Origin of the sequence: Candidatus Halobonum tyrrellensis G22 (assembly GCF_000495475.1) — an archaeon.
Classification (GTDB): Archaea; Halobacteriota; Halobacteria; order Halobacteriales; family Haloferacaceae; genus Halobonum; species Halobonum tyrrellense.
In genome coordinates, this window is the sequence record NZ_ASGZ01000059.1 from 13,245 (window position 1) to 38,334 (window position 25,090).

The window sequence follows — 25,090 nt, forward strand, 5'->3', positions numbered from 1 at the left end:
CTCGTTCCGTCGCGGCTTGGTCCCCCTCGCCGCGACCCGCCTTACAGCGGGAGGAGGTCGCGGAACTCGCGCACCTCGTCGTCCATCACGCCGTAGGCGGTGACGCGCCGGCCGTTGTGCGAAAACTGGGTGTACCGTCGCGACATGACGCCGACCACGCGCTCGACCGGGATCGAGACGTAGTCGTACCCCTCGGTGCCGGTCTGGTCGAAGCCGATGACCCACTCCCAGTCTTCGATGACGAACGCGGCGTCGAGCGAGACGGGGTCGCCGTCCTCGTAGTACACCTTCGCGACCGTCTCCGCGTCGGTTTCGTCCACCTCGCCGACGGTTCCCGTCTCGTGGTCGTCCATGCCCCGAGGAGGTCGCCTCGGATATTAATCACGTCGTGAGCCGTGTTCGCGCGCTGTGGGCCGGCGGTCGGCGGCCGGTCCGTCACCGACCCGGTTCGACGGGTACGGCGGCTCACGCGCGCGCGGACCGCCGCGTTCGCGCGCTCGGCTGGGCGCTATCAAACCGTTTATACCGCGCCGACGGGAAGCGGCGGGTATGCCGCGAGAGCAGAAGCAGGTCCGCGAACTCCAGGAGGGGAGCTACGTGATGATGGACGACTCGCCCTGCCAGATCAACGGGTACAGCACGGCGAAGCCCGGTAAACACGGCAGCGCGAAGGCGCGCGTCGAGGGGAAGGGCGTGTTCGACGAGAAGAAGCGGTCGTTCTCCCAGCCCGTCGACGCGAAGGTGTGGGTGCCGATCATCCGGCGCAAGCAGGGACAGGTCGTCTCCGTCTCGGGCAACGACGCGCAGGTGATGGATCTGGACACCTACGAGACGTTCACGATGCGGATCCCCGAGAGCGAGGAGTTCGAACCCGACGAGGACATCGAGTACCTCGAGTACGAGGGTCAGCGGAAGGTCGTCTGAGGCGGCCGTGACGTTCCCGTTCCCGGGCGCACGCGCCGGCCGCGACGCGACCGACGACCCCGACGACGCGGCCGGGGGGGACGCGTACACGCTCGTCGGCGCGCCGCTCGACGCCTCGACGAGTTTCCAGCCGGGCGCGCGGTTCGGTCCCGACCTGGTCCGGCGGTTCGCCGGCGCGTACGACGACTACGACCGCCGCACCGACTCGCAGTTCTCCGCGGCGGGGGTCCGCGACGCCGGCGACGTCCGCGCGTGGGACGCCGCCGCCGACTACCTCGACCACCTGACCGCGGAACTCCGGGCGGCCGTCATCGACGGGACGGTCCCGCTCGTCGTCGGCGGCGAACACACGGTGTCGTGGGCGGGCGTCCGCGCGACCGACCCCGACGTACTCGTGGTCGTCGACGCCCACCTCGACCTCCGCGACGCGTACGACGGCAACCCGCTGAGCCACGCGTGTGTCACCCGGCGCGCGCTCGACGGACTCGACGACGGCGACTACCCGACCGTCGACGACGTCGTCGTCGTCGGCGCGCGCACCGGGTCGCGCGCCGAGTGGGAGCGCGCCGACCGCGCCGACGTGACGGTCGTCCCGCCGGAGGCGGCGGCCGACTGGACGGCCGGGTTCGGCGACCGCGACGTCTACCTCTCGGTCGACATCGACGGCGTCGACCCGGGGTTCGCCCCCGGCACGGGGACGATGGAGCCGTTCGGTCTCTCGCCGCGGGAGGCCCGCGACGTCGTCCGCGCGGTCGCACCCGCCTGTGTCGGCTTCGACGCCGTCGAGGTGAACGACCGCGACGACGGCCAGACCGCCGCGCTCGCGGCCAAACTCCTCCGCGAGTTCGTCCGCTCGCACTCGGCCGCGGACGCGGGCGCCGAGTGACGCGCCGTCGCACACTCTCCTCTCGTTCGGACCTGCTTCTCGCCGGTCCGCCGGCCCGCCGGTACGAACCTACAAACCCCGCGCGCCCCCATCGCCGCCGATGGCGATACAGCTCTCGGAGTTCGTCGACCGACTCGACGCGGAACTCGACACCGACGCGTACGCCGACCTCGACGCGAGCGCGAACGGCCTCCAGGTCGGGCCGAGCGACGGGGATACGGAGGTCCAGCGGGTGGCGCTCGCGGTGGACGCGGTCGGCGCCACCGCGGAGGCGGCGGTCGACCGCGACGCGGACGTGCTGCTCACCCACCACGGCGTCGTCTGGGGCGGACTCGACCGCCTGACCGGCCGGGCGTACGACCGTATCGCGCCGCTCGTCCGGAACGACGTCGCGCTGTACGTCTCGCACCTCCCGCTCGACGGCCACCAGCGACTGGGCAACGCGGCGGGCGTCGCGGACCTGCTGGGTCTCGAATCCCGCGAGCCGTTCGGCGAACTCGGTCCCGAGTGGGTGGGCCAGCGCGGGGTCGCACCCGACCCGTACACGGGCGAGGAACTCGCCGAGACGCTGCAGGCGTCCCTCGACCACGGCGGCGAGGGCGTCCGCCTGCTCGACTTCGGTCCCGACCGCATCGAGGATATCGCCGTGCTCACCGGCAGCGGGAGCGACTGGCTCGACGAGGCGGCCGCCGCGGGCGTCGACGCGTTCGTCACCGGCGAGCCGAAAGGGAAACTCTACCACGAGGCGCGCGAGGCCGGCGTCTCCGTGGTGCTCGGCGGCCACTACGCCACGGAGACGTTCGGGGTCGAGAGCCTGGGGTCGCTCGTCTCCGAGTGGGGCGTCGAGACGACGTACGTCGACCACCCGACCGGTATCTGAGTCGGCCCGGTCGGGCGAGGACGCTCGGCGCGGCGAGCGTCGAGACGGTCGGCGAGGACGGACCCCCGTCTCGCGGGGGGCGGTCGGGAGAAGTCGCCCCCGAACGGGCGGCGCGCGGAGAGTCCCCGACGGGCGCGCCGTGGCCGGACGGTGGGCGTGCCGTGGCCGGACGGCGGGCGTGCCGCCGCGGTCGTCGTGCGGTGCGTGTCGGTTCGGCTGGGTAGTCGACTGGTAGCCGGGTTACCCGGTGAGACCCTCGTCCCGTACGTGCTGTCGAAGCTCCGTTGCCGAATCGAATCCCCTGCCACAGGAGTGGCAGAAGTATCGGTCTGACCCGGTGAGGCTCATGAGTCGAGATACCATAGGTCAGTACCTCTCTTGAATGTGCGGGCTCGCGCAACTTTTTACCGACTCGCGAGTAGGTGGCCCCCGCCGGGCGCGAGTCGGGGGTGCGGCGCTCGCCTCCTCCGGCTCTCGTGTTCGCCGGCGCTCGCGTCCGTCGGGACGATCCGACGACTGCAAGCTCTTTGGTCCCTGGCGCGTACCCCCGGCCGTGTCCGACTCCGCCGTCGGCGTCCAGAGCGTCGTCTTCGAAGCGACGTCGCTCGCCGACCTACTCGCCGAACTCGCCGGGACCGGGATCGAACATCTCGAACTGTGGACGGGCCACCTCTCGCCCGACGACGGCGACGAGCGGGTCGCGGCGGCCGAACGCGCGCTCGACACCGCCGGCGTCGCGGTGTGCGGCTACGGCGTCGCCGACCTCGCCGCCCCCGACGACGCGCGCCGGTACGCCGCGTTCGCCGACCGCCTGGGTGCCGGCTACCTGACCGTCAACTACCCGCCCGCCCGCGACGACGTGACCGAGGCGCTGGTGTCGGCCGCCGCCGAGTTCGACCTCGACATCGCGGTCCACAACTACTCGTCGCTCCACCACGACGACCGCTCGGCCGTCTTCTCGTCGGTCGCGGACGTCCGCGACGTGTTCGACCGGTACGACCACCCGCGGCTCGGGGTCTGCGTCGACACCGGTCACTTCCTCGTCGAGGACGTCGACCCCGAGACGGTCGTGCGCGACCTCGGCGACCGAATCGCGGCCGTCCACCTGAAGGACACCTCCGAGGCGGCCGCCGAGGACCTCCCTGGCGCGGGACGGCTCGACCTGTCGAGACTGGTCGGCCTGCTCGACGCGTACGCGGACCCGGACGCGCCGCTCGTGGTCGAGTACGAACTCCCGGCCGAGCGTGCGACCGCGGCGCTCCGGGAGGCGGAGGCGAACGTGCGGGCGGCGCTCGCGGACGCGACCGAAGGGAACTGATTAGGGATGACGGGCGGTACTCCCCGACGGCCGATGACGAGGCGACCGGGCCGAGCCGGGGTGGCACCCGCGCGACGACGAGCCCTATGAGTGCCGAGGCCAGCTTTCTATCCATACAGTTTCGAAGGGGGTGAACGACGTCAGAGAATCGCGTCTGCTACTCTCCGAGGGAGGACCGTCGTAATCAATAGGCGAAGGGAGTAGACTCCGAGGTATCAGATCGGCCCCGTCCTCTCTGAGGTATCGACTCTACTAGTCGAGATGCAGTTTTCACAGTGAGACTCGGTAACGCTCACGCTCGTTCGCTCTTCGGAAGTAGATCGTTCTCGGGTAGAGCGGGGGCTCTGGAAGCGTAGCGGGCAAGGGTGACGCGGCAGCGTCACTCGAACGCGATGTCCCCATTTGAACTGCTGAGTTCGGAGGCGAGCGCCGCGGCGGCCTCCAGTGCCCGCGCTGCCGGTCTGAATCCGGATTAAACACGACAGCTAGCGTACTAACGGTGTCTCTGTATGGATTGCGACCGCACGTTCGACGACAAGCCCGCCGGAGGGTGAGTTCAGGAGGTGGCTGTTGGACAGACACGGCTGAACAGCAGGGGGATGTTACCAGCCAATCGTCGGGTTCCTTTGCTCAACGCCGGATTCGACAGCACGGATGCCGAAGCGTACTTATCGAGCGTTCGACTACGTGACCATCACGCGGTAGTACAGATATGCGTGTGATAATCGCTGGCGCTGGGCAGGTCGGCCGGAGAGTTGCAGCCCAACTCGACGCAACTCACGATGTCGTCGTGATCGATACCGATGCAGACCGGATCGATCGCCTTGGCTATGAACTAGATGTCCTCACGGTTCTCGGTGATTGTTCGACTATTGGAACACTACAGGAAGCCGGTGTCGCGGACACTGACCTGCTCATCGCGAGTACCGACAGCGACGAAATCAATATCCTGACGTGTGAGACGGCAAAGGCACTGAGTGACGTCACGACCGTCGCACGCGTCAGAAGTCTCAAATATATCGAAACGTGGGATCGTGCAGACGACGTGTTCGGCGTCGACCTCATGGTCGGAACGAACCTGTTGACCATCGGGGCAGCAGTCGGCGGGACTGGCCTGGAAGCAGCGATCAGCTTCGACGTCTTCGCCGGTGGGACGGTCCATATCGCCGATTTCCATGTCGATCCGGGGAGTTCTCTCGTCGGTCACACAGTCGAGGAGGCCGACAGGTTCGAGGGGCTGACGTTCGGTGCTCTCGTCCGGTCGGGGAAGACCATGCTCCCGACTGGCTCGACCCGGATCGAAGCGGGCGACGGAATCATCGTCATCGGAAGGCCCGAATCGGTCCATACCCTCGGCACCGAACTCAGTCGGGAGAAATCAGCAACGCGGAACGTCCTGATCATCGGGGGGAGCGATATCGGATATCACACTGCACGACTGCTCGAGGAACGCGGGCTTCGCCCGCACCTGCTGGAAGCGGATCCCGACCGCGCACGCGAACTGTCCGAACGCCTCTCGGCGACGACTGTCCGCAACACGGACCCGACAACTCGGGACTTTCTGGAGACCGAACGAGCCGCAGACATCGACGTCGTCGTCGCGGCACTCGATCACGATAGCGAGGCGAACCTCCTGGCCGCACTCCGGGCCAAACGGATGGGCGTCGACCGGTCGGTCGCAATCGTCGATCACGGTGAATACGTGGACCTGTTCGAGGAGGCCGGTGTCGACGTCGCGGTGAATCCGCGGCGAACGACTGCCGAAGAGATCGTCGAATTCGCCCGGGACCAGGATACACTGAACGTTGCCCTGATGGAGAACAATCGGGCCGAGCTCATCGAAATCCGGATCGACACGGAGAGTGCCCTCGCTGGGCGTCCGATCGCAGAGGCGATCGCCGATTTCCCACCCGGTGTCGTGATCGGTGCGATTACTCGGAACGGCAGCTTTCTGATGCCCCGTGGCGATACGGTCGTCAAACCGGGAGACCACGCCGTCGTTCTCGCTGACAGTGATGGCATCGAAGAGGTAATAGAGCGCCTATGAGCGGAACTGACCGTCGGTGTGGCCGACCGCCTCCCACTCGACCCGCTCTCGCTCGGGATGTGGAGGCGACCTGATGCGCCTGAACGTTGACTGGCGACAGAGCTGTGCGCTCGTCGGGACGGTCCTCAAGTATCTCGCCGTCACGATGCTCATTCCGCTCTTCGTTGCAGTCGTCTATGGGAACGACGTGCTGGTCTTTCTCGCGTCGGTCGTCATTACTGCCGGACTCGGTGTTGCTCTGGAACGGAGTGCCGACGTCGACGACCTCGGAGCTGAGGAGACGCTGTTATTCGTGGCGCTCGCCTGGGTCGGCGTATCCGTCGGTGGGGCCGTGCCGTATCTGCTGGAAGGCTTCGGGACGGCATCGACGGTCGGTCTCTCCCTCGAATCGCCGACTGCGCTGTCTGTCTCGGTCGTAAACGCCCTGTTTGAGTCGACGTCAGGATTCACCACGACAGGGGCGACCGTGCTCGGCGAGATCTCGTTCGAGCGCCATTCACACGCCCTGCTGATGTATCGGCAACTGACACAGTGGCTCGGTGGGATGGGCATCATCGTTCTCATGGTCGCGATACTGCCCGAACTGGCGGTCAATGGCGCCCAGTTGATCGACGCAGAGGCGCCGGGCCCGGAACTGAAGAAGCTCACCCCACAGATCGCCGAGACGGCACGCATCCTCTGGCTCGTGTATGCCGGATTCACCGCGCTGTTGATCTGTTTACTGTACGCGCTCCATCGCTTCGGCGTCGCCCCAAATTTGGGTCTGTACAACGCGATCGCGCACGGATTCACGACGCTTCCGACGGGTGGGTTCTCGCCGGAGGCCGAGAGTATCGCAGCCTTCTCGCCGGCCGTGCAGTGGCTCGTGATTCCGTTTATGATCATCGCAGGAACGAACTTCGCGCTCTTCTATTTCGTTCTCCAGGGGAAGTACGTCGAGGTGTTCCAGAACCGAGAATTCCAGGGGTACGTGGGTGCGATCGTCGGCGCCGCGCTCGTGCTCTGGGCGCTGTTGTTCAGCGGTGCTGCCCCCCCGCTCGAACTGGGTGGGGCTACCAGGGGGGTCCTCGAGAACTCACTGCGGCAGGCCCTGTTCCAGACCGTATCGCTGCTCAATTCGACCGGCTACGCGACGAGTGACTTCGCGCAGTGGAACGAGGGGGGCCAGATACTACTCCTGGCAGTGATGTTCATCGGCGGTTCGGCGGGGTCGACGGGTGGCGGTGTCAAGCTGATCAGATGGCTGGTCATCCTCAAAGCAGCACGCCGACAGCTCTCGATGACGGTGTACCCCGATATCGTGGAGCCAGTCCGTCTCGGCGGGCAAGTCATCGACGAGGAGGTCGTACGGGGAATCTTCGCGTTCACCTTCCTCTATCTGTTCATCTTTGCCGTGTCCGCGGTGGTCATTACGCTCGATGCGGGGCGTGTGGGACTCGAGTTGACGACGCTCGAGGCACTCAGTGCGAGTATCGCGACCATCGGGAATCTCGGCCCTGGCTTCGGGATGCTTGGGCCGTTCGGAAGCTATCTGGAGTTCCCCGTGACGTCGAAACTCCTGATGATCGTGTTAATGTTGCTCGGACGACTCGAAGTGGTGCCGGTGCTCGTGTTGTTCACCCGCTCGTTCTGGAAGTGGTGACCCCGTCGCGCTCGGTCTCACGAACGATCCGTCTCCCGCCGTCCAGAACTGCGTGATAGTCTTCCGACAGTGCCCGACGAGCGCCTTGTATCTTGCACAGCACGTCCTAACAGAATCCAGAGAGGACCGCCTCGTTATCTTCGGTAAGAGACAGCGACGCCTTTGACTCGAAATTTAGAGCACGTGCGAGGATAGTAGCACGAGAGAGTGAACGGATTACGGATTGAGAGCCGTCTATAGGGCAGCTAAATCCACCCACTATGGATAGATAGTGAGTCGTGAGTGCCGAGGCCGCTCCCTCTTTGAACCGACGACTCAGACCGGGTCCGTCTCCTCGATCCGCTCCCCCAACAGGTCGAGGAACGCGGGGTCGTACGCCTCGTCGGCGTGGTTCACGTTCCACAGCCCCGACTCGCGGATCTTCCGGCTCCGACTGTTCCGGCCGAGCCAGCCGCCCGGCCGGGGGTCGACCGCGTCCCGCCGGTAGTTGCTGACGAGCGCGATGGCGTTCCGTTCGAGGTACGCCCGGTCGCTTTCGGGTCCGGGTTCGTCGTCGACGTTCAGCCAGAGGAACGGTAGGTCCCGAAGATAGTCGCTCACTCGCCGCTCCAACGGGAGTTCGTCCAGCCGGCGCTCGCGTCCGGCGGTCGACCCCTCGCCCCAGTGGGGGTACGCCTCGCCCAACCCCTCGCGTTCGATCAGCGCCTCGCCGACGCGCCTCCTGAACACCGACCCCCGGTGGTTGCCGCCGCCCTCGTAGCTCCCGCGGGTCGCCCCCCGGTGGGTACGGAGCCGGTCCCACAGCGCGGTGCCGCTGCCCGCCGAGACGGCGTGCGTGCCGACGCGGGTGAGCCGGGGGTGGTCGCCCGCCTCGCGGCGCTCGTCGGGCGCGAAGAAGAAGTAGACCCCGCGGTCGGGCCAGTCCATGTAGCCGGTGCAGTCGTCGAGCGTCCGGGTTCCCCCCACCCGCCCTGTCAGGTCGGCGACCAGGTCGTACAGCCGGTCGACGTCGTCGCGGCGTCCCATCTCGTACTCCCGGCGCTACTCCCCGCGCACGCAAAAACCGTTCACCCCCGGCTATCGGGACGGATAGTCGGTCCGGTCGCCCCCGCGCGGGAGTGCCGTCCGGACCGACGGACCGACCGCAGGGTCGGCGTACCGGCGGACCGCCCCCGACCGGCGCCGTGTGTTTATCTGCTCTCGACGCATCTATCTAGTAATGAAATGAATCTATTTGGCTTTCAGTTCGACGTGGCGGTGTTCGTCTCGCTCGTTCTCTGGCAGTTGGTGGTGGTGTACACGCTCCCGGTGGGCTACTGGCTGTACGAGGTGGCGCTCACGCTCGTCAAGCGGCCGACGACGCCGTCGCCGCCGGTCGCGTGGGGGTTGGAGGACGTACAGGTCCGGATCCTCACGGTCGACGCCGCGGACGTGGTCCAGCGGACCGTCGACGCGCTCCCCGAGGGGTTCGACAGCGTCCTCGTGATAGCCGAGTCGCCGACCGAGATAGCGGGCGACTGCGAGGTGCTGGTGGTGCCCGAGGAGTTCGAGTGCGAGGCGCGGGCGAAGGGCCGCGCCATCGAGTGGGCACGGCGGGCCCACCCGACCGACTGCGAGTACGTCCTCTACCTCGACGAGGACTCGGTCGTGGGCGAACTCGACGGCATCCCCGACGCGGACGTGGTCCAGTTCCGCGAGCGACCCACCCGGACCGGCGGACTCCTGCCGTTTCTCGCGGAGGTCCACCGGATCGGCTTCGGCGTCGAGCAGTCCGCGTTCCCGTTCCTCCGCGTGCCGCTGTACGCGTGGGGCGGCGGCGTCGCGGTCCGCACCTCGGTCGAAGACCGGGTCGGGTGGGACGTCCACACCGTCGTCGAGGACTCCGTGTTCGTCTGGCGCGCGCTGTTGAACCACGGCGCGACCTACTGTCTCTCCGATACGGCCTTCGAGAACCAGGCCCCGCCGTCGGTGCGCGCGATGGTCGGGCAGCGCCGCCGGTGGCTGACCGGGACGCGGATGAGCGCCGACCTGCTCCCGTTCGACTACCAACTGCTGTACACCGTCCGCGACGTGGGCTGGGTGGTGTCGGTGTTCGCACCCGCCCTGTGGGCGCTGTCGACGCTCTCGCTGCTCGGCGTGCTCCCCGTCGGCGTCCGGCAGGTGCTCCTCCCCGAGGTGTACATCCCGCTGTCGTTCGTCCTCCTCGGGTTCGTCTACCTCTGGTCGCTCGTCGGTCTCTACGCATACCGGGAGTCGGTGGGCGTCGGCGCCGCGTGCCTGCTCGTCGCGCTCACGCCGCTGGTCGTCATCGTCCACTCGGTGGGCGCGCTGTACGGGTTCGTCGACCCCGCGACGGGGTTCGACGTCACCGAGAAGGTGGTCCACACGGCCGGTCCCGAGCGGTCCGAACGACCCGGCGCCGAGTAGGCCGGCGGCCGGCGGTGTCCGCTGTCGGCGCCCGGGCGGGGAACCGGCGCGCGGTCGCCCGGCCCTCACGCGGTCACGCGGACCCCGCGCCGTCGGAGGCGGGTCCCGTCACTCGTCCGAACGATGCTCGGGCGAGCGGTGGAAGTTAAATCCCAGTAGCCACACCCCCCGTCGTGACACGAAAGCTCGTCATCGACACGGACACCGCGGGCGACGACACGCAGGCCCTCCTGATGGCCGCGCTCGCGGACTCTGTCGACCTGGAGGCGCTGACCGTCGTCGCGGGCAACGTCGAGTTCGACTACGAGGTGGAGAACGCGAAGTACACCCTCGACATGGCGGGCGTCGCCGACGAGGTGCCCGTCTACGAGGGGTCGCGCAGTCCGCTGGTCAAGGAGTTCGACCACGTCGACCACGTCCACGGCGAGGGCGGCCTCGGGGGCGAACTCTTCCCCGAGACGGGTATCGACTCCGCCGACGGCCACGCCGTCGACGCCATCGTCGCCGCCGCCCGCGAGTCGCCGGGCGAGGTGACGCTCGCGTGTATCGGCCCGCTGACGAACGTCGCGCTCGCGCTCCGCCGGGAGCCCGACCTGAACGACTTACTCGACGAGGTGTGGGTGATGGGCGGCGCGCTCGCGACGCTCGGCAACGACACCCCCGCCGCGGAGTTCAACTTCTGGGTCGACCCCGACGCCGCGAAGGTGGTGCTGAACGAACTCGACGTGACCCTCGTCGACTGGGGGCTGACGCTCCGCCAGGGGACGATCGGCGGCGCCCGACTCGACGAGTTCACCGAGGCCGACACGCCCTACGCCGACTTCTGCGCCGAGATAACGAGCCACGCCCGCGCGTTCTCCGAGGAGCGGTTCGGCACCGACGCCGCCACGTTCCCGGACACGCTCACGCTCGCGTGTCTCGTCAACCCGGACCTGGTGGAGGAGGCGGAGACGTACTTCGTCGACGTCGACGAGCGCGAGGGGATGACCCGCGGCTACAGCCTGATAGACGAACTCGGGATCACGGACGGCGAGCCCCGGACCCGGGTGGTCGAGTCGGTCGACGAGGCGGCGTTCGAGCGGATGGTCGGCGACATGCTGGTCCACGCCGACCCCGAGCGGTCGGTGTGAGGCGGGCGAGATCTGCCGGAGATCGGGGGCCGACGCCGCCGCGGCCGCGAGCGGCCGTCAGCCCGACAGCGTCTCGACGGTGAGGCCGTCGCCGATGTCGAACGCGTACACGCCGGGGTCGATGTCGGTCGCCGCGCGGTACTCGTCGGCGACGCGTTCGCCCACCCGCGTCGCGGTGCCCGGCGCGACCAACGCCACCACGCTCCCGCCCCAGCCGCCGCCGACCATCCGGGCGCCGTACACCCCCTCGCAGTCGTCGAGGATGTCGACGACCGTGTCGAGTTCCGCACAGCTCACCTCGTAGTCGTCCGTGAGGCTGCGGTGGGACTCGCGGACCAGCGCGCCGACCCGCTCGACGTCGTCGGCCGCGAGCGCCTCCGCGGCCTCCTTCACCCGTCGGATCTCCGTTGTGACGTGTCTCGCCCGGCGGTCGAGCGGCGGGTCGAGGTGTTCGCGGTTCGCCTCCACGTCCTCGGGGGTCACGTCGCGGAGCGAGCGCACCCGCTTGCCCGTCTCCGCGTCGAGGATCGCGGTCGCCTCGTGACACTCGCGGACCCGCTCGTTGTACCCCGAGTCGATCAGCTCGTGTTTGACGTTCGTGTCGACCAACAGCAGGCTGGCCGTCCCGGTATCGAACGGGATGGTCTCGACGTCGCGCGACCGACAGTCGATCCGGAGCGCGTGACCCGCGCGGCCCAGCGCGCTGGCGAACTGGTCCATGATCCCACAGGACATCCCCACCTCCTGGTTCTCCGCGCGCCAACAGACGTCCGCGAGCGTCTCGCGGCTCAGCCCCAACTCGTGGACGGAGTCGAGCGCGCCCGCGACGGCGACTTCGAGCGCCGCCGACGAGGAGACGCCCGCGCCGAGGATCATGTCGCCGCCGACGGCGAGGTCCGCCCCGACGGGTCGGTCCACCTCGTCGGAGAGGGTGGTCGCCGTCCCGACCACGTAGGCGGCCCAGCCGTCGACCGCGTCGCCGACCGACGCCTCGACGCTCTCGTCCATCCGCGCCGAGTAGGCGCGGACGACGCCGTCGTCGCGCGGCCGGGCGGCGACCACCGTCGTGCGGTCGATGGCGACCGGCAGCACCACCCCGCCGCTGTAGTCGACGTGCCCGCCGACGAGGTTCACCCGCCCCGGCGCGCGCGACCGGACGGCCGGCTCCGCCCCGTAGCGCGCCTCGAACGTCTCCGCGACGGCCCGACCGTCGTCGTGTGTCGTCATCGTGACTCTCGGAGCGTTCGCCGACGAGCCCCTTGAATCCCTCCCCGGGGGACGCAGGGTCGCTCGGGCTCCCCGGCGCCGTCGGCCGCGGAGGCACCACAACGTTATTGTCGCTCGATCCGCTCGTACCCGCCGATGACAGCGGCGTCCGTCCGTTCTACCGTGCTCCGGCGGCTCCGTCAGCGGCTCGGTCCCCGGCTCGACCGACTCGCGAAGACCGTCGGCAACCCGACTACGCAGGTGTACCCGTCCGAGTACGTCGGAACCGTCGGTCGACCGATCGCGGAGCTCGAAGCCGCCCTCTCGAAAGGGGGGTTCGCGTGGGACCCGGTGAGTGCGTACCACTACACGCCTGCGGGGAGCAGCGCCGACGGGAGTTGGGTGTACCGGTCCGGCCCGTTCGGCGACCGACAGCTCCACGTCGTCCTGTTCGCGCCCGACGCCGACCGCACCGACGTGTACGCCCACGACGAGTTCAACTGGCTCCGCCACCCGGTCGAGCACGCCCGAGAGGAGGATATCCGGCGAGAGCAGGGGAGCGCGGAGGCGCGACGCTGGCTCGACGCGCGCGGTATCGAGTACGAGCGCGACTCGCGAGCGCGCCGCCGACTCAAACACGCGATCGAACGGGTTCGCGCCCGCGTCGGCGACCGGGTCGGCGAACGCAGGGAGTCAACCGAGTAGCGCCGTCCCGACGAGACGGCGGGTCGCGCCGCCGGGGTCGTCCCGTACGGCGGCCTACCGCCGCTCGGCGGGCGAACCGAGCGCGTACGCCTCGCCGCGGTCGAGGTACGCGACGCGGTCGTCGAGCCCCGCCGCCGAGACGGCGTCTCGGAACGCCGAGAGCGGCGACCGGAACACGTCGTAGTCGTCGTAGTGGATCGGGATCGAGACGTCGGCGTCGAACAGGCGGACCGCGTCGACCCCCTGGTCGGCGTCCATCGTCAGGAGGACGCCCACGACTTCGGTCCCGCCGAGGTGGAGGAGCGCGAGGTCGATGTCGGGGTAGCGCTCGGGCACCTCCTCCACCTCGTCGTACAGCAGGGTGTCGCCCGAGACGTAGATCCGGAGGCTCGCCTCGCGGCCGCCGCCGCCGACCGCGCGGCCGCCGTCGCCGTCGGGGTAGAACTCCAGGACGCTCCCCATCACCTCCGGGAGCGCCTCCGCGACCACGGGCGGGCCGTGTCTGCCCGGCGTCGCGGTCACGTCGAGGGTGGCGTCGCCCTTCCGGACGGTGAACGTCTCCCACGTGTCGAGCGGGTACGTCTCGGTGAACCCCTTCGCGTCGAGTTCCTCGGCGGCGTGGTGGGTGGTCACGATGGGGAGGTCGTCGTCGAGTTCCTCCTGTACGCGGTGGTCGAAGTGGTCGCCGTGGTAGTGCGACAGCAGGACGAAGTCCACGTCGGGCAGTTCGTCGAGGTCGAGCGCCGGGTCGGTCCGTCGCTCGGCGCTCAGCCCGTAGCCGAGGTGGGCGTGGTCGCCCGCGTGGAGGAAGTTGGGGTCGGTCAGGATCGTAAAGCCCGCGTACCGGACGACCACGGTGGCGGTCCCGACGAAGAACACCGACCCGCGCTCGGGGGTCGCGTCCCCGTCGGTTCCCGTTTCGGGTTCCGTTCCGGCGTCGGGGTCGGTTTCGGTCTCCGCGTCGACGCTCGCGTCGGTCCCGGCGTCCGTGTCGCCGCCGCCCGTCAGGAAATCGAACACGGTACCGCACGCGCACCGAACGCCCCAAAGTCCCCTCCCTGCGCTCTCCGGGCGGCGACTGACCCCGGCCGCCTACTCCCCGAACGGGTCGGCAACCGCCTCGGCTATCGGCACCTCGCCCGAGAGGAGTTCGAACGTCTCCCCGTGGGTCGCCTCGGCGCCGAGCGTCTCCACGAGCACCGCCGCCACGTCCGGACGCGGGATGTCGCCGCTCGTCGCGTCGAGGTCAGCGCCGGTCCGGACCCGGCCGGTGCCCGGTTCGTTCGTCAACTCCCCGGGGCGGACGACCGTGTACGTGAGGTCGCTCTCCCGGAGGTAGTCGTCGGCCTCCGATTTGGCCTCCAGGTACTCCTCGAGCGCGTCGGGTCCCGCTTCGGGGGTGTCCGCGCCGATTGCGCTCAGCATGACGAACCGGTCGGCGCCCGCGTCCTCGCAGGCGTCGACCAGGTTCACGGCCCCGTCGCGGTCGACGCCCCACACGTCGTCGCCGCCCGACCCCGCGGCGAACACCGCGGCGTCACACCCCTCGACCGCCTCCCGCACCTCGTCTTCGCGGGTCAGGTCCGCGACGACCGGGTCGATCCCGAGCGCCTCCACCTCGGACGCCTGCCCCTCGTCGCGGACCATCCCCCGCGCGTCGTGGTCGCTCTCGCCGAGCAGTCGCGCGGCGTGCTGTCCGACCTGTCCGTGAGCGCCCGCTAGGAGTACATGCACGGCCGGGCTACGGGCGTGACGCCGAAGAGCGTGACGCCCGCGGACGGTCGGCCGCGGTCGCCGACGCGTCCCACGGCGACCCCCCGTGCCGTCCGTGCCGCGTCGCCGACGTGACGTGTAGTTTACCGACCGGATGCCACATAATATACCGACCACGTGCTCGCAAGCACCGACGCCATACCGGCCACCGCCGAAGGGACGGTGTGTCCCGCCCGAACGTCCTGCTCGTCGTCATGGACACGACTCGACACGCCAACACGCTCGCGGACGGCACGTTCGAGTCGCTCCCCGCGCTCGCCCGACTCGCGTCCGAAGGAACCGTGTTCGACGGTGCGGTCACGACGGCGCCGTGGACGCTCCCCGCCCACGCCGCGATGTTCAGCGGCCAGTACACCACCGACCACGGCACCCACGGCGGGACCCAGTACTTCGACCCGGACCGCGCACCCCTCGCGCGGCGGGTGCGCGACGCGGGCTACCGGACCGCCGCGGTGTCGAACAACACGTGGGTGACCCCCGAGTTCGGCTTCGCCGACGGGTTCGACGACTTCTACACCCGGAGCGAGCCGTTCCCGTCGGGCGACGACCCCGCGGCCGCCCGCGAGGCGGTCCGGACGGACCCGCTCGGCGCCCTCCGCGACGCGGTGGCCGACGGCACCGCCGCGTCGACGGCGGGCAACCTGCTGTACGACCGGTTCCTCCGCGACCGGGGCGACGACGGCGCGCGCCTCTCCAACTGGCGGATCGGCCGGTGGCTCGACGCCCACGACGGCGACGAGCCGTTCTTCCTGTTCGCCAACTACATCGAACCCCACCTGCCGTACACGCCGCCCGCGGAGTTCCTCCCGCCGGGGTTCGACTCCGGGGTCGCGGAGCGAGTCGCACAGGACCCCTGGGCGTTCCTGATGGGCGAGACCGATATCGGAGAGCGAGGGTTCGAGACGCTCGAAGCGCTCTACGAGGCGGAACTCCGCTACCTCGACGCCCGGCTGGGCGACCTGTTCGACCGCCTGCGCGCCGACGGGACGTTCGACGAGACGGCGATAGTCGTCGTCGGCGACCACGGCGAGAACGTCGGCGACCACGGCCTGATGGACCACCAGTTCTCGCTGCACGACACGCTGTTGCGCGTGCCGCTGGTGGTCAAGCCGCCCGCGGGGACGGGACCGACGGTCGGGTCGGTGTCGGCGCCCGTCGAGACCCGCGACGTGTTCCCGACGCTGCTCGAACTCGCGGGCGCGGACGCGCCGACCCATCCGACGGTGTCCGACCGGAGCCTCCTCGAGTCGGTGTGCGGCCGCGCCGACGCCCACCGCGAACACGCCGTCTCGGAGTACCTCCACCCCCGGCCGTCGCCCGAGACGCTCCGCGAGCGGTTCCCCGACTCCGACGTCGACGTCGACCGGTACGACCGGTCGCTCCGGTGTATCCGGACGCCCCGGTGGAAGTACGTCCAGGCGACCGACGGCCGCGAGCAACTGTACGACGTCGCGGCCGACCCCGACGAGACCGCGAACCTGGCCGACGACCGCCCGCGGGTCCGCGACCGACTCCGGCGGACGCTCCGGGCCGAACGCGGGCGGTTCGACCGACCGGCCGAACCGGCCGACGACGGGACGGACCGCCACGAACCGCCGGCGGGGACCGAGCGCCGACTCGACGCGCTCGGGTACATCTGACCCCGCGGGCGCGTACCGGGAGCCCGACTTCCGCCGGCGAACTGTCGCCGAAGAACCACGAACGCCCGCCCTCGGGGCGATTCTGGTCAATACCGCTTTTAGAGTAAATACTTTCGACGCGCGCGACGGGGATCGGAGCGTGAACGAGATCGATCTCGACGGACTCGTCGAACGCGACTGGGAGGAGGAGACCGACGCCGACCCGGTCAGGTTCGCCATGGTGGGACTCGGCTGGTGGACGCGCGAACAGGCCATCCCGGCGGTCGAGGCGTCCGACTACGCCGAGACGACGGTGCTGGTCACGGGGTCGCCCGAGAAGGCCGACGACGTCGCCGCCGACGTGGCGTCGGTGACGGCGACGCTCACGTACGAGGAGTACGCCGACGGCGACGCCGTCGACGAGTACGACGCGGTGTACGTCTGTACGCCCAACGCGCTCCACCACGACCACGTCCGGGCCGCCGCCGACCTGGGGAAGGCGGTGCTGTGTGAGAAGCCGCTCGAAGCCAGCGTCGAGGAGGCGGAGGCGCTCGTCGACACCTGCGAGACGGCGGACGTACCGCTGATGGTCGCCTACCGCGTCACCACCGGGCCGGCGGCCCGACGCGCGCGCGACCTGATCGACGGCGGCGCCATCGGCGACGTGGTGAGCGTCGTCGGGCACATGTCGGACACGGTGCTCGACTCGGTCGGTCCCGACTCCTGGCGGCTCGACCCCGAGCTGTCGGGCGGGACGACGCTCAACGACATCGGCATCTACCCGCTCAACGCCACCCGGTTCGTCCTCGGCGAGGACCCCCGGGCGGTCCACGCGACCACGACCAGCGCCCACGAGGCGTTCGACGGCGTCGACGAACACGGCGCGTTCACCCTGGAGTTCTCCGAGTCGCTTCTGGGGTCGTACACGGTGAGCCACTCGGCGGACGTGAGGTCGAGCCTCCGGTTCGTCGGCACCGAGGGCGAACTCACGGTCGAGGGGATATTCTTCCCGGGCACCCAGAAGGTGCTCCGGCTGTCCCGCGGCGGGACCGAGTCGGAGTTCCGCCCGCCCAGCCCCGACCAGATGCGCGAGGAGTTCGACTACTTCGCCAACCACCTCCAGCGTGGCGCGGCGGTCGAGCCCGACGGCGCGATGGGCGTGACCGACATGCGGGTCGTCGAGGCGCTCTACGAGTCCGCCGAGTCCGGCGAGCGGGTCGAACTGTAGCTGGCGGGTTCGACGGGGCTCCCCACGTCGGGGTTCCCGAACGGTCGCTCGCGGCGCGGAGCCGACGGAACGGACGGCCGAACGCTCGCGGGAGCTTCGGTCGGCGGTCGTCGCGCGACCGGACGGGTCACTGGAGGGATACGAAAGGCTTATGCTGACGAGCGGCGTCCGTTCGGGTGCAATGGCAACCGGTACGGTCGACTTCTTCAACGACACTGGCGGTTACGGTTTCATCTCCACCGAGGATTCGGACGACGACGTGTTCTTCCACATGGAAGACGTCGGCGGCGAGGACCTCACGGAAGGGACGGAGCTCGAATTCGACATCGAACAGGCCCCCAAGGGTCCCCGCGCGACGAACGTCACGCGCGTTTAATTACGGCACTCCGCGCCGCTCCGGCGGCGCACGACTGCCGGTTTCTTTCGACGCTACGCCCCCGAGCGGTCGCGCCGTCCCGCGCCGGGCGACGAACGACGAAGCGACGAGGCGGGGAGGTTTTTCCCCGCGCCGGTCGTACCCCCGGGCGTGAGCGACAGCGACGACGCGGACGAGTTCGAGCGCGTGCGGTCCCGCGCGGCCGAGGCGGTCGAAGACGGCGACGCCACGTCGGTGTACGTCGGCCTCGTCGGCGGCGCCGGGGGGAACGAGTACTTCTTCGCGAACGACGTCGACGACGCCGAACTCCGGGAGGCGGCCGCCGAACAGCTCGGCATGTTGACTCGGGTGATCGCCGAACAGTCGGACGCGACGGTCGAACAGGTCGCCGACCACGCCGTCGAGACGGCCGAGCGGATGGACCTCCGCTCGGAGTGAACCGGGGGCGCGAACGGCGACCCCCGCCGGAGCGGACGGAAGCGAGAGCGCGAACGGGTGCGTGGGCGCGACAAGGAGGGCGGGCGCCCGGCGCTCACCCCGACCGGACCGCCCGCGCAGACGGCGGGGCGGAGCCGTCGGACTCGCGGGCCACCTGTGTCGGCGGGCCTGTGGCCGCGACCGACGCGGGCGTCGTCGCGTCGGCCGTCGCGTTCGGTTCGGTCTCCTGGATCACGTACCGCTGGCCGACCATCGGGTCGAGCAGGCTGTCGACCGGCGCGTGGTCGTCGCGCAACACCGGCACGCCGTCGGTCGGCGGCGGCGACCGGTAGCTCCGTATCTCCCGACTCAGGTTTACGCCGACGTCGCGTCGGTCGTTCCGCGCGAGTAGCTCCGCCTCGGTGAGTCGCGTCGCGTTCTTCGTCGCGACCACCTCGACGTTCTGGACGATCCCGCCGCCGGCCGTCGGGAAGCCGTACACCTGCGGGAACACCCGCCTCATCGTCCTGTACTCCGCGCGGTAGAACTCCGAGGCCGGACCGGTGGGCGCGGAGATCAGGTTGGCGAACAGCACGCCGTCGTCGTCGAGGCGGTCGCTCGCGAGCCGCATGAACTCCACGGTGGTGAGCTGGAACGGCACCTTGTCCTTCCGGTAGGCGTCGAGGACGACCAGGTCGTACGTGCGGTTCGTCTCCCGGAGGAACTGCCGGCCGCCCTCGGTGTAGACGTTCAGCCGGTCGGACTCCTCGAGCGAGAAGTACTCCTTCGCCGTCGAGACGACCTCGGGGTCTATCTCGGCGACGTCGACGGTGACGTTCGGGTAGTCGCGGACGAACCGCTTGGGACCGGTGAACCCGCCGCCGCCGACGAACAGGACCCGGTCCACGTCGCCGGTCATCAACAGCGGGAGGTGGAAGTAGCGGGTGTAGTCGAACACGTGGCGGTACGGCTCTTCGAGGTCCATCGCGCTGTGGCGCTGGCCGTCGAGGTAGAGCGTCCGCGTGTCGACCGAATCGACCACCCGGAGCTCCTGGTAGGGGGTCTGGCTCTCGTGGACGACGCGCCCCTCGACGGTGATGCCGGCCGCGCCGCCCGCGAGTGCGACGACCAGCACCGCCGCGACGGCGCCGCTCGCCGCCGCCCGGTCGCGGCCCACGTCGGGGAGGTAGAGACCGACCGCCGTCGCGACCGACAGCGCGCCGAAGACGAACGCGATCTGGTCGATGCCGAACGCCGGGATGAGCGCGTACGTCGTCGCGAACGCGCCGACGATGCTGCCGACGGTGCCGAGCGCGTAGACGTGCCCCGACGCCTCGCCGAGGTCCCGCTTGGTCGAGAGTTCCGCGGCGTACGGGCTGACGAACCCGAGGAGGTACGTCGGCGGGCCGAACAGCAGCGCGACCGCGGGCAGCGACGCGAACCGGCTGGGCAGCGGGAACCCCGCGGTCGACCGGAGCAGGAGGTCGCCCGCCACCACCAACCCCGCGACGTACGCCGCGGTCAACAGGAACGCACGCGCCATCCGCTCGTTCGTCGCCCGCGCGGCCGCCTGCTTACCGCCGCGGTGGTAGCCGTAGCTGAGCGCCGCGAGGAACACGCCGATGATGCTCCCCCACGTGTAGATGCTGCTGCCGAACTGCGGGGCGATCATCCGGCCGGCGAGGATCTCCAGCCCCATGCTGACCACGCCGGAGACGAACACCGCGGCCTCGGGTTTCGTCGGGCGACGCCACTCGCGCCAGGGGGCCGTGCTCACGACGCCCCCGACGGGTGCCGCGTACTAAACTGATCTGCGGCCGCCGGTCGCCCCGCTCCCGGCCGCGACTCGTCGTCGCTCGCGCCGTCCGCACCCTCCCGGGCTCACCCGGCTTCGTCGTTCGCGTCGCCCCCGTCGCCCGGGCCGCTCCCGTCGTCGCCCGCGCCGCTTCCTCCCTCGCCGTCGCCGCGTTCGTCGCTCCGCGGAGCGCTCATCCGCTCGGTGTAGTCCCAGCTGTGAATCACCGCGGGTTCGACCCGGATGCGGACCTCCTCGCGGTCGTCGTCGAGCAACCGCTCGGCGAGCGGGGAGTCGGTGCCGTCGAGGTAGCGCTCTATCAGGTCCCGCAGCGTCGCCTTCCCCCGGTCGGGCGACAGCGACGCGGTGCCGTTCCCCCTCACTCCCCGGTAGGGCGGGCGGTTGGTCGAGACGTCGAACGCCACCTCCGGGTCGCCCCGGAGGAAGCGCACCACGTCGGCGTTCGCCCCGGTGGCGCACTCGAACGCGCCGTCGCGGTAGCGGTACCACAGCGTGACCAGCCACGGCGACCCGTCGGGTCGGCGGGTCGCGAGCCGCACCGGGATCGTCACCTCGCGGAGGAAGGCGTCGACCTCGGCTTCGGTCCACGCCCCGCGGAACGCGGTCGTGCTCACGCGTCCGATTCGGGCGGCCGGACGAAAAGTGTGCGCCCCGCGCCCGCGAGTGGCTCCGACCGACGTTCCCGGACCGCCCCGGGGATCCGCCCGATCACGTCCGTCGCGAGCACGCCGGTTCCGGTCTCGGTCGTGGCGAGTTCGCCCGCCTTCCCGACGATCCACGCGCCGGCCGTACGGACCGCGCCGGGCGCGAGCGGAGGGCCGCCCGACCGCTCCCGCGGGGCCGGCCCGTTCGACCCCGGGCCGCCCTTGCGAGCCGCGCGGAACGACGGCGCCGCCCCGCGGGAGATTCGGTCCGCCCGGCACGCTCCCGGCGGTCCCGCCCGCGCCGACGGGAGCCGACGCCGGAACCGCCGGCTCCGCGGCGTCCCGACCGGGGGCCCGCGCGTCGGCCCGACGACGAGTGCCTGCACACTCAGCCTCGCCGCTCATGGGGTTCACCGCCCAACCCGGAGGTGGAGGAACACAGTTATGACGACCGAATCCATGGAGGAGTACTTCGTGCAGGGCGTCCAGGAGCTCTACGACACCGAACAGCAGCTCGTCGACGCGCTGGAGACGCTCGCCGAGGGCACCGAAGACGAGGAGGCCAGTCGGGCGTTCTCCGAGCACCGCGAGGAGACGCAGGGGCACGTCGACCGGCTCGAACGGGTGTTCGAGGCTATCGGCGAGGAGCCCGAAGCGAAGGAGGACCGGGTGGTCGGCGAGCTGATCGACGAACACGAGCAGTTCGCCGGCGAGAACGACGGCGAGATCCTCGACCGGTACAACATGTCCGTCGGGCAGAAGACCGAACACTACGAGATCGCCGCCTACGGCAACGTCACCTCGCTGGCCGACGAACTCGGCTACGGGGAGGCGGCCGACCTGCTTGAGGAGAACCTCCGCGAGGAGGAGGCGGCGCTCGAAGAGGTCACGGAGCTGTCCGAGCAGTTCGACCAGCAGCAGGTCGCCGCCGAGTAAGTCGTCCGGGCGCGGCCCGTCCGATGGTCTCCGAGTTCTCGCCGTTTTTTGCACGGACCCGTCAGCCGCCGGCGTCGAACCCCCAGCCGACGGCGACACGTGCGTCGGTCCCGCCGGCGGTCCGTTCGGCCCGCGCTCTCGGCGGGCGCTGCGGCTGGCGCTCGGGGGTCGGTAGCGCGTCGAAAGAACCGCGAAGAGGGAACTCGGTGGCGTCGGCCTCAGACGAGCGTGCTGTCGGCGCGGACGACGTAGCGTGCGATCTCCCGCATGTCGATGTCCTCGAACTCGACCTGGACGTCCCACGACTCGCCGGGGGCGAGCGCTTCGACGTCCTCCGACTCCTCGACGGTGTTGTCGAACACGTCGAGTTCGCCGTCGTCGGCGTCGTACAGCGTGACGGTCACCTCGACCGACTGGATGTTCTCCCCGCCGGCGTTCTCGACGGTCGCGGTGACGTAGGTGGTCGACTCCTCGCGCGTGAGCTCGTGGCTCGTGATCTCGAGGTTGGGGTCGACCTCGTCGGCGTCGCCGTAGATGCCGTCCACCTCGCCGGGGGTGAGCTCGCTGGCGAGCACTCCCTCGAGCGCGACGGTGTAGGCCGTGACGGCGCTCATGTCGTCCGCCTCCTCGAAGACGACGTCGAACTGCCAGCTGCTGCCGGCGTCGAGCGTGACCGTCGACTCCTCCTCCTGTTCGTCGATGAACTCGTAGAGGGCGTCGCCCTCGTCGTCCTGGAGGGTCACCTCGGCTTCGACGTAGCGGTACGTCTCCTCGCCGGTGTTCTCGACGGTGCCGCGGAGACCGACCGCCCCGCCGTCGGTCCGGTAGAGTTCGCGGTTGCTGACTTCGAGGTTCTCCGGGGAGTCCTCGGCGACCTGCCCCTCGATGTCGGGGACGTCACCCTCGCTCGTGGTTGTCTCCTCGTCGCCCTCCGAGGTGGTCTCCGTCGCCTCGGTGTCGGTGGCGGTGTCTTCGGCGGTGGCGGTGTCGCCACCGGCCGCGTCGGTTTCGTCCGGCGTCGCCTGCTCGGTCGCTTGGCTCTCTTCGCCGCCCATGCAGCCGGCGGTCAGGCCGACGACGGCCGGACCGCTCGCGGCTTTGAGAAACTTTCGTCGGAACATAGCACCCACGCTACTGGCGTCACGCGATTAACCTCCGGGCCTGTACTCGCCGGTCGATCTGACGCGGGACGCCGACGCCGAAAACTCGCCCGACCAGCCGTCGGAACGAGGAACCGACCGGTCTTCGGCCTCTAACCGAGAGAACGACACGAACGGTCGGCGATCGCGCCCGAGACGACGCGTCGGGTCCGCTCGAACCCGCCGGGACGGGCGGACGCCGACTGCGAGTCGAAACCCCCGGCAGTCCGGTCGCTTGCGAACTGCCCGTCCGTTGGGGCGAACGGGAGCCGTCCCCGGGCGGCGAGCTGGTTTTCTCTCGTGATACCCCGAGCGGAAACTACATGAGGTGCGACGGGGTAGTCCGACGAGATGAGGGGGGGAACGACCCGCACGAGCGGAGCGGTGATCGCCGGCGTCGGCGCGCTCTTGACGGCGTACCACGTGTACGGCTTCCTCCGTATCCCCGCCGCCGCCGTCTCGTTTCTCGAACCCGTCCCCAGTTTCCTCTCCGTCGTGATGACCGGGGTGGGGGTCGCGCTCGCGTACGGCCGGCTGGTCGAGAGCCGGTCGGGCTGGCGGCTGCTGGGGTGGACGGCGGCCGGGACCGTCGCGCTGTCGGTGTTCGGCTGGTGGATGTTCGCGACGCTCTCGTCGATGGGGTTCCCGGTGTTACAGCGGGCCACGCCGCTCGTCCACGTCGCGACGTTCGGCGCGCTCGTGGGGGTGCTCGTCGGCGTCTACGACGTGCAGAACGCCGAACAGAAGCGGTCGATCGAGCGCGTGAACCGGGTCAACGACACGCTCCGTATCGCCACCCAGGAACTCGTCAACCGGACCGAGCGGGACGAACTCGAACGCGCGGTCTGCGACCGGCTGGTCGCGTCCGACTCGTACGAGGCGGTGTGGATCGGCCGGTACGACGAGCAGGCCGACCAGGTCCGCCCGACGGCGTGGGCGGGGTTCGACGACGACTACGTCGACTCGCTGGTCGTCACCGTCGACGACACGCCGACCGGCAACGGTGCCGGGGGGCGAGCGATCGAGACCCGCGAGCTACAGTGCGTGTTGAACCCCGAGGAGGACCCGTCGATGGCGCCGTGGCGACACCTCCTCGAGAGCCGCGGCGTGGAGGCGCTGTCGGTCGTTCCGATCTATCACGACGACACGGTGTACGGGTTCTTCAGCGTCTACGCCGACCGACAGAACGTGTTCGACGCCCGCGAGCGGGAGGTGCTCGCCGAACTCGGCGAGACGATCGGTCACGCCGTCGCGTCGCTCGAGACGACCGCTCGGCTGGCCGAACGCGAGCGGGAACTGGAGCGGCAGAACCAGCGGCTCGACCAGTTCGTGGGCGTCGTCAGCCACGACCTGCGCAACCCGCTGAACGTCGCCGACGGCTACCTCGAACTCGCGCGCGAGGCGGACGGCGGCGACCCCGAGGGGTACCTCGACCGGGTCGGAAAGGCGCTCTCGCGCATGGAGGAACTCGTCGACGACCTGCTGACGCTCGCACGCGAGGGGGAGGCGGTCGACCAGTTCCGGCGCGTCCCGCTCGACTCCGTCGCCGAGGAGGCGTGGTCGACCGCCGGGGGGCCGTCGGCGACGCTCCGCCTCGGCGACGACCTCGGGGCGGTCTCGGGCGACCCGAGCCGGGTGCGACAGTTGCTGGAGAACCTCTTTCGGAACAGCGTCGAACACGGCGGCGCGGGGGTCACCGTCTCGGTGACGGGGACGGACACGGGGTTCGCCGTCACCGACGACGGTCCCGGCGTCCCCGAGGCGGAGCGCGAGACGGTGTTCGAGACGGGCTACTCGACGAACGACGCCGGCACGGGGTTCGGGCTCGACATCGTCAGGAGCGTCGCCGAGGCGCACGGCTGGTCCATCTCGCTCGCCGAGAGTCGGACGGGCGGCGCCCGGTTCGAGTTCTCGGGCGTCGAGCGACTCGACGCGCAGCCGGCGGTCGCCTGACCCGTCGCTCGGCGTCCGGCGTCG

The 25,090-nt window shown here is 69.9% G+C and carries 23 protein-coding genes; 15 read left to right on the plus strand and 8 right to left on the minus strand.

The genetic code is table 11. The annotated features are described in order from the left end of the window. Positions 1 to 41: 41 nt before the first annotated feature. Positions 42 to 353, minus strand: a complete 312-nt coding sequence (locus tag K933_RS13950; RefSeq protein WP_023395389.1) for a hypothetical protein — start codon at positions 351 to 353, stop codon at positions 42 to 44. A 196-nt stretch (positions 354 to 549) separates the two neighbouring features. Here K933_RS13950 and K933_RS13955 point away from each other — a divergent pair, with 196 nt between their 5' ends. The 6 genes from K933_RS13955 to K933_RS13980 all read left to right on the plus strand — a co-directional run bounded on the left by K933_RS13955 (position 550) and on the right by K933_RS13980 (position 7,697). Continuing rightward, positions 550 to 924 (plus strand): translation initiation factor IF-5A, encoded by a 375-nt coding sequence (locus K933_RS13955; protein ID WP_023395390.1) that lies wholly within the window; start codon positions 550 to 552, stop codon positions 922 to 924. Between the two features lie 7 nt (positions 925 to 931). Beyond that, a complete protein-coding gene (locus K933_RS13960; protein WP_023395391.1) occupies positions 932 to 1,810 on the plus strand; it encodes an agmatinase family protein in 879 nt (292 codons plus the stop codon). Between the two features lie 106 nt (positions 1,811 to 1,916). Further along, a complete protein-coding gene (locus K933_RS13965; protein ID WP_049947890.1) occupies positions 1,917 to 2,690 on the plus strand; it encodes a Nif3-like dinuclear metal center hexameric protein in 774 nt (257 codons plus the stop codon). Between the two features lie 553 nt (positions 2,691 to 3,243). Beyond that, on the plus strand, positions 3,244 to 4,008 hold the full coding sequence (locus tag K933_RS13970; protein ID WP_023395393.1) for a sugar phosphate isomerase/epimerase family protein: 765 nt from the start codon (positions 3,244 to 3,246) through the stop codon (positions 4,006 to 4,008). Between the two features lie 712 nt (positions 4,009 to 4,720). Next, complete coding sequence (trkA, locus tag K933_RS13975; RefSeq protein WP_049947886.1) at positions 4,721 to 6,055, plus strand: Trk system potassium transporter TrkA; 1,335 nt, start codon at positions 4,721 to 4,723, stop codon at positions 6,053 to 6,055. A gap of 73 nt (positions 6,056 to 6,128) precedes the next feature. Further along, positions 6,129 to 7,697 carry a TrkH family potassium uptake protein gene (locus tag K933_RS13980; RefSeq protein WP_023395395.1) on the plus strand — a complete coding sequence of 523 codons (1,569 nt, stop codon included), beginning with the start codon at positions 6,129 to 6,131 and terminating at the stop codon, positions 7,695 to 7,697. 315 nt (positions 7,698 to 8,012) lie between these two features. Here the strand turns inward: K933_RS13980 and K933_RS13985 are convergent, their stop codons facing one another. Next, the gene (locus tag K933_RS13985; RefSeq protein ID WP_023395396.1) at positions 8,013 to 8,723 is read right to left on the minus strand and encodes a hypothetical protein; all 711 of its coding nucleotides are present in this window, start codon (positions 8,721 to 8,723) and stop codon (positions 8,013 to 8,015) included. A gap of 198 nt (positions 8,724 to 8,921) precedes the next feature. On the opposite strand from K933_RS13985, the gene K933_RS13990 reads away from it, so the two are divergent. Next, complete coding sequence (locus tag K933_RS13990; protein ID WP_023395397.1) at positions 8,922 to 10,124, plus strand: glycosyltransferase; 1,203 nt, start codon at positions 8,922 to 8,924, stop codon at positions 10,122 to 10,124. A 173-nt stretch (positions 10,125 to 10,297) separates the two neighbouring features. Next, entirely contained in the window at positions 10,298 to 11,254 is a 957-nt protein-coding gene (locus K933_RS13995) for a nucleoside hydrolase (protein ID WP_023395398.1), read from the plus strand. A gap of 57 nt (positions 11,255 to 11,311) precedes the next feature. On the opposite strand, the gene galK is transcribed toward K933_RS13995, so the two are convergent. Then, entirely contained in the window at positions 11,312 to 12,481 is a 1,170-nt protein-coding gene (gene galK, locus K933_RS14000) for a galactokinase (RefSeq protein ID WP_023395399.1), read from the minus strand. Between the two features lie 135 nt (positions 12,482 to 12,616). Here galK and K933_RS14005 point away from each other — a divergent pair, with 135 nt between their 5' ends. After that, positions 12,617 to 13,165, plus strand: a complete 549-nt coding sequence (locus tag K933_RS14005; RefSeq protein ID WP_049947887.1) for a hypothetical protein — start codon at positions 12,617 to 12,619, stop codon at positions 13,163 to 13,165. Between the two features lie 54 nt (positions 13,166 to 13,219). On the opposite strand, the gene K933_RS14010 is transcribed toward K933_RS14005, so the two are convergent. Beyond that, positions 13,220 to 14,044, minus strand: coding sequence for an MBL fold metallo-hydrolase (locus tag K933_RS14010; protein ID WP_394295681.1), 825 nt, complete (start codon positions 14,042 to 14,044; stop codon positions 13,220 to 13,222). 213 nt (positions 14,045 to 14,257) lie between these two features. Next, positions 14,258 to 14,899, minus strand: coding sequence for an SDR family oxidoreductase (locus K933_RS14015; RefSeq protein WP_049947888.1), 642 nt, complete (start codon positions 14,897 to 14,899; stop codon positions 14,258 to 14,260). Positions 14,900 to 15,102: 203 nt separating this feature from the next. Here K933_RS14015 and K933_RS14020 point away from each other — a divergent pair, with 203 nt between their 5' ends. The 4 genes from K933_RS14020 to K933_RS14035 all read left to right on the plus strand — a co-directional run bounded on the left by K933_RS14020 (position 15,103) and on the right by K933_RS14035 (position 18,599). Beyond that, complete coding sequence (locus tag K933_RS14020; RefSeq protein WP_023395403.1) at positions 15,103 to 16,578, plus strand: sulfatase; 1,476 nt, start codon at positions 15,103 to 15,105, stop codon at positions 16,576 to 16,578. 139 nt (positions 16,579 to 16,717) lie between these two features. After that, complete coding sequence (gene gfo6, locus K933_RS14025; protein WP_023395404.1) at positions 16,718 to 17,785, plus strand: D-xylose 1-dehydrogenase Gfo6; 1,068 nt, start codon at positions 16,718 to 16,720, stop codon at positions 17,783 to 17,785. Between the two features lie 181 nt (positions 17,786 to 17,966). Further along, positions 17,967 to 18,161, plus strand: a complete 195-nt coding sequence (locus tag K933_RS14030) for a cold-shock protein (RefSeq protein ID WP_023395405.1) — start codon at positions 17,967 to 17,969, stop codon at positions 18,159 to 18,161. Between the two features lie 150 nt (positions 18,162 to 18,311). Next, on the plus strand, positions 18,312 to 18,599 hold the full coding sequence (locus tag K933_RS14035; protein ID WP_023395406.1) for a hypothetical protein: 288 nt from the start codon (positions 18,312 to 18,314) through the stop codon (positions 18,597 to 18,599). Between the two features lie 94 nt (positions 18,600 to 18,693). Here K933_RS14035 and K933_RS14040 read toward each other — a convergent pair whose 3' ends face one another. Then, a complete protein-coding gene (locus K933_RS14040; protein ID WP_080509292.1) occupies positions 18,694 to 20,277 on the minus strand; it encodes a spermidine synthase in 1,584 nt (527 codons plus the stop codon). A 182-nt stretch (positions 20,278 to 20,459) separates the two neighbouring features. Continuing rightward, positions 20,460 to 21,008, minus strand: coding sequence for a pyridoxamine 5'-phosphate oxidase family protein (locus K933_RS14045; RefSeq protein WP_023395408.1), 549 nt, complete (start codon positions 21,006 to 21,008; stop codon positions 20,460 to 20,462). Positions 21,009 to 21,482: 474 nt separating this feature from the next. Between K933_RS14045 and K933_RS14055 the strand changes: the two genes are divergently transcribed. Continuing rightward, positions 21,483 to 21,974, plus strand: coding sequence for a YciE/YciF ferroxidase family protein (locus tag K933_RS14055; RefSeq protein ID WP_023395410.1), 492 nt, complete (start codon positions 21,483 to 21,485; stop codon positions 21,972 to 21,974). A gap of 218 nt (positions 21,975 to 22,192) precedes the next feature. Here K933_RS14055 and K933_RS14060 read toward each other — a convergent pair whose 3' ends face one another. Continuing rightward, on the minus strand, positions 22,193 to 23,095 hold the full coding sequence (locus K933_RS14060) for an FxLYD domain-containing protein (RefSeq protein ID WP_023395411.1): 903 nt from the start codon (positions 23,093 to 23,095) through the stop codon (positions 22,193 to 22,195). Between the two features lie 369 nt (positions 23,096 to 23,464). On the opposite strand from K933_RS14060, the gene K933_RS14065 reads away from it, so the two are divergent. After that, positions 23,465 to 25,066: a receiver/sensor box histidine kinase gene (locus tag K933_RS14065; protein ID WP_049947889.1), complete on the plus strand. Its 1,602-nt coding sequence runs from the start codon at positions 23,465 to 23,467 to the stop codon at positions 25,064 to 25,066. The last annotated feature ends 24 nt before the right edge of the window (positions 25,067 to 25,090 follow it).

Bases quoted from the DNA above. Each gene is read 5' to 3' on its own strand.
- K933_RS14065 (WP_049947889.1), top strand. From the start codon at position 23,465: ATGAGGGGGGGAACGACCCGCACGAGCGGAGCGGTGATCGCCGGCGTC.
- K933_RS13950 (WP_023395389.1), bottom strand. From the start codon at position 353: ATGGACGACCACGAGACGGGAACCGTCGGCGAGGTGGACGAAACCGAC.
- K933_RS13990 (WP_023395397.1), top strand. From the start codon at position 8,922: ATGAATCTATTTGGCTTTCAGTTCGACGTGGCGGTGTTCGTCTCGCTC.
- K933_RS14040 (WP_080509292.1), bottom strand. From the start codon at position 20,277: ATGGGGCTGGAGATCCTCGCCGGCCGGATGATCGCCCCGCAGTTCGGC.
- K933_RS14060 (WP_023395411.1), bottom strand. From the start codon at position 23,095: ATGTTCCGACGAAAGTTTCTCAAAGCCGCGAGCGGTCCGGCCGTCGTC.
- K933_RS14055 (WP_023395410.1), top strand. From the start codon at position 21,483: ATGACGACCGAATCCATGGAGGAGTACTTCGTGCAGGGCGTCCAGGAG.
- galK (WP_023395399.1), bottom strand. From the start codon at position 12,481: ATGACGACACACGACGACGGTCGGGCCGTCGCGGAGACGTTCGAGGCG.
- K933_RS13955 (WP_023395390.1), top strand. From the start codon at position 550: ATGCCGCGAGAGCAGAAGCAGGTCCGCGAACTCCAGGAGGGGAGCTAC.
- K933_RS13985 (WP_023395396.1), bottom strand. From the start codon at position 8,723: ATGGGACGCCGCGACGACGTCGACCGGCTGTACGACCTGGTCGCCGAC.
- K933_RS13980 (WP_023395395.1), top strand. From the start codon at position 6,129: ATGCGCCTGAACGTTGACTGGCGACAGAGCTGTGCGCTCGTCGGGACG.
- trkA (WP_049947886.1), top strand. From the start codon at position 4,721: ATGCGTGTGATAATCGCTGGCGCTGGGCAGGTCGGCCGGAGAGTTGCA.
- K933_RS14030 (WP_023395405.1), top strand. From the start codon at position 17,967: ATGGCAACCGGTACGGTCGACTTCTTCAACGACACTGGCGGTTACGGT.
- K933_RS14005 (WP_049947887.1), top strand. From the start codon at position 12,617: ATGACAGCGGCGTCCGTCCGTTCTACCGTGCTCCGGCGGCTCCGTCAG.